General features: G+C 56.4%; 5 protein-coding genes. 4 read left to right on the top strand and 1 reads right to left on the bottom strand.

Annotated elements, in window-relative coordinates; all coding sequences use genetic code 11:
* Positions 1-178: 178 nt before the first annotated feature.
* Entirely contained in the window at positions 179-427 is a 249-nt protein-coding gene (locus ABX962_RS26765) for a hypothetical protein (RefSeq protein ID WP_372723972.1), read from the bottom strand.
* Between the two features lie 502 nt (positions 428-929).
* On the opposite strand from ABX962_RS26765, the gene ABX962_RS26760 reads away from it, so the two are divergent.
* The 4 genes from ABX962_RS26760 to ABX962_RS26745 form a co-directional block, all read left to right on the top strand.
* Positions 930-1,448, top strand: coding sequence for a sigma-70 family RNA polymerase sigma factor (locus ABX962_RS26760; protein ID WP_372723970.1), 519 nt, complete (start codon positions 930-932; stop codon positions 1,446-1,448).
* Positions 1,445-3,130: a LamG-like jellyroll fold domain-containing protein gene (locus ABX962_RS26755; RefSeq protein WP_372723968.1), complete on the top strand. Its 1,686-nt coding sequence runs from the start codon at positions 1,445-1,447 to the stop codon at positions 3,128-3,130. The genes ABX962_RS26760 and ABX962_RS26755 overlap by 4 nt, the downstream gene beginning before the upstream one ends.
* A gap of 10 nt (positions 3,131-3,140) precedes the next feature.
* Positions 3,141-5,693 carry a PSD1 and planctomycete cytochrome C domain-containing protein gene (locus ABX962_RS26750; RefSeq protein WP_372723967.1) on the top strand — a complete coding sequence of 851 codons (2,553 nt, stop codon included), beginning with the start codon at positions 3,141-3,143 and terminating at the stop codon, positions 5,691-5,693.
* 216 nt (positions 5,694-5,909) lie between these two features.
* The coding region (locus tag ABX962_RS26745; protein ID WP_372723965.1) for a DUF1501 domain-containing protein at positions 5,910-6,379 on the top strand (470 nt) is incomplete at its 3' end.

Here is a 6,379-nt window from a genome sequence, read left to right as displayed (position 1 = left end):
CAACTCCGTCGCGTCCTTCACGGGACGCGTGGATTTTAACACGATCACCGGCAATGTCGTGCCAGACACTCAAGGTCGCGTCCTTCACGGGACGCGTGGATTGAAACACGTTGCCGACGATAGGCAACAACCCTTTGTTCAGGTCGCGTCCTTCACGGGACGCGTGGATTGAAACGTGTTACGTGAACATCTCGGGCGTGCGACACGAAGTCGCGTCCTTCACGGGACGCGTGGATTGAAACACCAGTGATTGCAAATACTGCGGTTGCTGGATGGGAGTCGCGTCCTTCACGGGACGCGTGGATTGAAACTGCGTCAGTTGGGCCTTGGTACCGGCACTAGCGAGCGTCGCGTCCTTCACGGGACGCGTGGATTGAAACCCGACGATGTGACGTAATATTGAGGCAGTGAAGGTCGCGTCCTTCACGGGACGCGTGGATTGAAACTTCGCCGAGCGACAGTTGCGAGAGCTTGGCCTCGGGTCGCGTCCTTCACCGGACGCGTGGATTGGGACCCGTAGTCGCCGGTTCGAGGGAGGGAGAGGTCGAACGGAGCCTTCAGCGACGTTCGGGTGAGGGGGCCGACCGAGCAAGTCGCGGGAGATTGTATGCCAGCGTCAATTTGAATCGCTCGCCAGTAGCGCGGTCGCCCCCTCACCCGACCAACGCCTTCAGGGCGTGCTCGACCTCGCCCCCAACTCCGTCGGGGGCGAGGTAACTAAGAAATTTGCCGGATTAATAACTTGCCCCCGACTCAAAAAACTTACGCGTTGGGTTGTAATACTCTCTGGCTTCCAGGCAATTTGGGGGTATAGAGGACTCATATGCCAGGATCAGATCAGCCGTGTCCACGGAAAGTCAAGTTTTTTCCATATTCCGTGTCACACTGGGGGCTCTGCCGACATGGTATTCGTGAAAGGAACGTGATCGATGCAACGAAAAGAATTCGCCAAACTCGTACTCGAACACCAAGCTCGACTTCGCATGTTCATTCGGATGCTCGGTGCGATGCCGGACGCGGTGGACGACCTCGCCCAGGACGCGTTTGTGGTTGCCTACGAGCGGATTGACACGCTCGATGATTTTGACCAAGCGGGCCCCTGGCTGCGTTCGATCGCTCGCAATTTGGTTCGGAACGAGCTACGCAAATCCTCTCGCCGACGACGGGTGGTCAATACATCGATCAGCGAAGCAATGCTGGCGATGTCCGACGAACCGGCTACCGCCTCATGGACCGAAGATTGGTTTACGGCGCTGCGAAAATGCGTCGAACACCTTCCCGGTCATGGTCGTGCGCTGGTCGATGGCCGCTATAACCGCGGTCAAAACGCTTCCCAAATCGCCAACGAAACTGACATGACGCCCGCCGCCGTTCGCCAAGCACTGTCACGACTTCGCGGTCTGCTGCGAACGTGTGTGGAAACACGCTTATCGGAGGGATCGACATGAGCGAACGTGATATTGACGAACAACTTGACCGTCTGCTCGACGGTGAACTCAGTGATCCGGAAATGGATCGCTTGGCTCGCACTCTCGCTACCGACGATTCGCTCTACCGCCGTTACCGCGATCAAGTGGAGATGGACGAAAGTCTGGCAATGGTTGTGCGTGACGATCGATCCGCCGCCCGGTTTTCACAGCAACTGGAACAGCGACTCGATGCCGAGTCACAGAAATTCGATTTCCTGCAAAGCGTGCTTGATCGATCCAGCCTTCGTGTCGCTCGTGAGCAATTGCGGCGTTGGGCACCGCTGGCCGTCGCAGCGATTGCCGCCAGTGTGCTGATTGCGTTCTGGGCCGGCATCTGGACAGGCCGACATTCTGGAACTGCCAAGACACAATCGGCTCAGGCTGCCCCTGTGACCGTCGATTCCGAGCCAGTTGACGACTCTGTGGCATTGCTAAACCAAGTGGTCGATGCTAAATGGGTCGGCGATACTGCGTTTAACGTCGGCGATTCGATTTCATCCCATGCAACGCTGCATCTCGAATCAGGCTTGGTGCAATTGCAGTTTTTTCGTGGCGCGATATTGACTCTCGAAGGCCCCGCGAAACTTGAAGTTCGCGACCAAGATCATGTGATGCTGTACGAAGGCAACGCTTGGGCAAAAGTCCCTGTGCCGGCACGTGGATTCACCGTGCTGACGCCCGAAACAAAAATTGTCGACCTGGGCACCGAATTTGGCGTTTCCGCAACGCGGGGAAAACGGACCGAAGTCCATGTCTTTGATGGGTTGGTGGAACTCTACGATCCGTCGGCCGCTGAGGATGCGGATTCGCTGCATGAATTGGTGACTGGTCAATCGATCAGCGTTGATGTCGACGGCCGCTCGCTTCCCGTCGCGAACCAGGTCACCGAGATGCCATCGACATCGCTGCTACAGCGCAGCCAAGACAAGCAGCTACAACTGCGATACGAGCGTTGGCAACGATGGAGTGCCGAATTCCGCAATGACCCCCGCGTGCTGATGTATTACGATTTTGCGGCTTCCCAGTCGACGCCTGCGACACTGCCAAACCTCGCCGCGGATCGAACCGATTCCGATGGATCAATCATCGGCTGTTCGTGGACCGAAGGGCGTTGGCCTCAGAAGTCTGCACTTGATTTCAAACGACCGAGCGATCGTGTACGATTCCACCTTCCTGGGGAATACGAATCGATCACGTTGGCCGCGTGGGTCCGCGTCGACGGGCTCGATCGGCTACTCAGTTCGCTGCTGTTGACCGATGGCTGGGACGCGGGCGAAGTTCACTGGCAATTTGATCAACGTGGCCAGCTTGGACTTTCGGTCAGCCAAGCGACCGGAGTCGCATGGCGTTACACGCAGCCGCTGGTCGATTTGACTCGGCTTGGTCAATGGATCCATGTTGCCTCGGTTTTTGATAGTTCCAACAAGACGGTGCGGCACTATTTCAACGGCCAACGCGTGCCTTGCGAAGCCTCGCTCGATTATGAAGGTCCGATCCGCATCGGCGATGCCGAATTGTGCAATTGGGGACGCCCCATCGACAAAAACTCGCATGCGATCCGAAATTTCAATGGGCGAATGGACGAGTTCCTGATGCTCAGCGAAGCCCTTGAGGAAGCGGAAATCATGCAAATCTACGAAGCCGGTAACCCCAAACTCTAGGAGACGAGCGATGCATCCATCAAGCACAAAACCATCGTTCAGCGCCGGCGGTGTGACCGTTCTCAAATTTATCAAACCACTGGCGTTAGCCTTGGTGATAAGTGCATTGCCGGTGGGGCCAATCGCGGTTGCGTCAGACGATGCCGTCGCTCCGAACGCCAACTCACCGAGCCCCGATCAACTTGATTTTTTTGAATCTAAAATTCGCCCATTGTTGATCGACCATTGCTACGCGTGTCATGCCGAAGACGAACAGGAATCGGAACTCCGCCTCGACACGCTCGCGGGCATGTTAACTGGCGGACTCGCCGGGCCGTCGGTTGTTCCCGGTGAACCAACCCGCAGCTTGCTGGTGACCGCAGTCCGTTACCAAGACAACGACCTGAAGATGCCCCCGAGCGAAAAGTTGTCCGAGATTCAGATCGCTGACTTAATCCGCTGGGTTGAAATGGGAGCACCGCATCCCGATTCCGGCAATGTCGGCCCTATCGTTCAACGCGGCGATGTCGACATCGAACAAGGTCGCAAGCATTGGGCGTTTCAGCCGCCGGTGAAAGTCGTTCCACCTGCGATCGCGGACGCTCCGTCCCGTGAATCGCAAAATCGACTTCACCACGACATCCCCAATCCGATCGACGCGTTTATTCTTGCGAAACTGCACGACAAAGGACTCCGTCCCAATTCGCCCGCGGACAAACGAACGCTGCTTCGCCGCGCGACGTTTGACTTGATTGGATTGCCACCCACCCCCGAAGAGATCGACGCGTTTCTGGCTGACGATTCCGCCGATGCGTTTGCTCATGTCGTCGACCGTCTGCTTGCATCACCGCATTACGGCGAGCGGTGGGGGCGACATTGGTTGGACATCGCTCGCTATGCCGATTCCAATGGGCTCGATGAAAACGTGGTCCATGGCAACGCATGGCGGTACCGCGACTATGTCGTCCGTTCGCTCAACAATGACAAACCCTACAACGAATTCCTCGTCGAACAACTTGCAGGCGACTTACTTGATTCCGAAGACGACTTCGAACTCCGCAACGAACGTTTGATCGCAACGGGTTTCCTGGTGTTGGGCCCCAAAGTTTTGGCAGAGCAAGACGAAGCCAAAATGGAGATGGATATCATCGATGAGCAGCTGGACACCGTCGGTCGCAGCATCATGGGGCTCACTCTCGGATGTGCCCGCTGTCACACGCACAAATTTGATCCGATCAGCCACCATGATTACTACGGTTTGGCGGGGATTTTCAAAAGCACGCAGACGATGGACAGCTACAAGACCGTCGCGAAGTGGCACGAGAATACGATCGAGACTCCTAGTCAAGCGGCTGAACTCGTACAACACCAACAGCAAATCGCATCGCAAGAGAAATTGATCGCCGAACGAGTCGCCGAGGCCACGGCGAAACTTGATCCACCGCCGGCTGCAGAAACAAAACCGGAGGAGATTGAGAAACGATTCCCCGCAGAAACCTTGGCGGTGATCAAAACGCTCCGTGACGAACTGAAAAAGCTCAAGGATGCGATTCCAGAACTACCGACCGCGATGGGAGTAACCGAAGGGAAAATCGCTGATACCTCGGTGCATCTTCGCGGCAGCCACCTGACACTCGGTGACGTGGTACCACGCCGTGTCCCTGAGGTCCTCGCGATCGACACCCCACCCTCGATTCCAGCGGATCATAGTGGCCGGCTCGAATTTGCTCGCTGGTTGACAACCGGAAATCATCCGCTGACCGCCCGTGTGATGGTCAATCGTCTGTGGCGAGGCCATTTTGGCAAAGGCTTGGTCAGCACCGTGGACAACTTTGGTCTCAAAGGCAGCCCGCCATCGCATCCCGAATTGCTCGATTGGCTCGCGGTGCGATTTGTCGAACGGGGTTGGTCGATCAAAGAGATGCACCGGCTGATCATGATGTCCGAAACCTACCAACGAAGCAGCGACTTTGTTCCTGAGAACGCCGAAGCGGATCCTGGAAACCAATGGTATTGGCGATACAACCTTCGCCGGCTCGAAGCCGAGGCGATTCGCGACGGCCTGCTGGCGGTCAGCGGAACGCTGGATCGCACCACCGGCGGCAACATTATGCAATACAAAAATCGCGAGTACGTTTTCAACCACACGTCCGAGGACAAATCGAAATACGACTCGTCGCGACGTTCAATTTACGTGCCGGTGATCCGAAATCACCTGTACGACATGTTCCAATTGTTTGATTACAACGATGCAAGCGTGCTCACCGGCGACCGCAACACCAGCACGATCGCACCGCAAGCCCTGTTCTTGATGAATTCGGAACTGGTTGCCGAACTCGCATTAGCGTTTGCAGACCGTTTACTAGAAAGTGAACCCGACGCCGAGCAACGAATCGATCGTTTGTATCTCCAGACGTATGGCCGCACCGCGTCCGCCGCCGAATCGTCCGATGCAAGAAACTTCCTCACCCAGTTCCGGGCCTTCCAACAAGAATCCGATAGCGACACCGATCCCGAGCGACTCGCGTGGCAAGCCCTCTGCCAAGCAATCGTTTCCTCAAGCGAATTTGTTTACCTACGTTAAACGTAGGATAGGCTTCCAGCCTGTCATGCGCTTTAATTTTCGGTAGTGGATCTTGCTAAAGATCCCCGCCACACCCAAGCGACAGGGAGCTTTAGCAAGCACCACTACATTAGCGTCCGCGGCTAGCGCCGTCGGCTCACGAAACAGACGAAACTTCAGCTCACAGGCTAGAAGCCTATGCTACGTACTCGAATGACAGGCTAGAAGCCTACCCACATGTCAAACCTATCACGACGACGCCTTTTGCAGACGACCGCGGCGGGATTCGGTTCGCTCGCGTTGGCATCCCTGTTGGCCGACGAAACGCGTGCGTCCAACGCCAGGCCTCGCCAATCCGATCTGCAGCTGCCCCATTTTCCGCCGCGAGCGAAACGTGTCATCTTTCTGTTTATGAAAGGCGGCCCGTCGCACATGGATACGTTCGACTACAAACCGCAACTGCAAAAAGACGACGGCAAACCGTTGCCGTTCGAAAAACCGCGGGTTCAATTTGCACCAACCAGCAACCTGTTGGGATCGCCGTGGAAGTTCAAACGCTACGGTGAAAGTGGCATCGCGGTCAGCGAACTGTTCCCCCACGTCGCCGAGTGTGTCGACGACCTGTGCATTATCAATTCGCTGCATGGCACCAACCCTGCGCACGGCGGCGCCAGCATGAAACTGCACACCGGCAGCGACGTATTCGT

This window comes from Novipirellula sp. (assembly GCF_041583735.1).
Taxonomy (GTDB): Bacteria; Planctomycetota; Planctomycetia; order Pirellulales; family Pirellulaceae; genus Novipirellula.
This window is presented reverse-complemented; position numbering and strand designations above follow the sequence as displayed.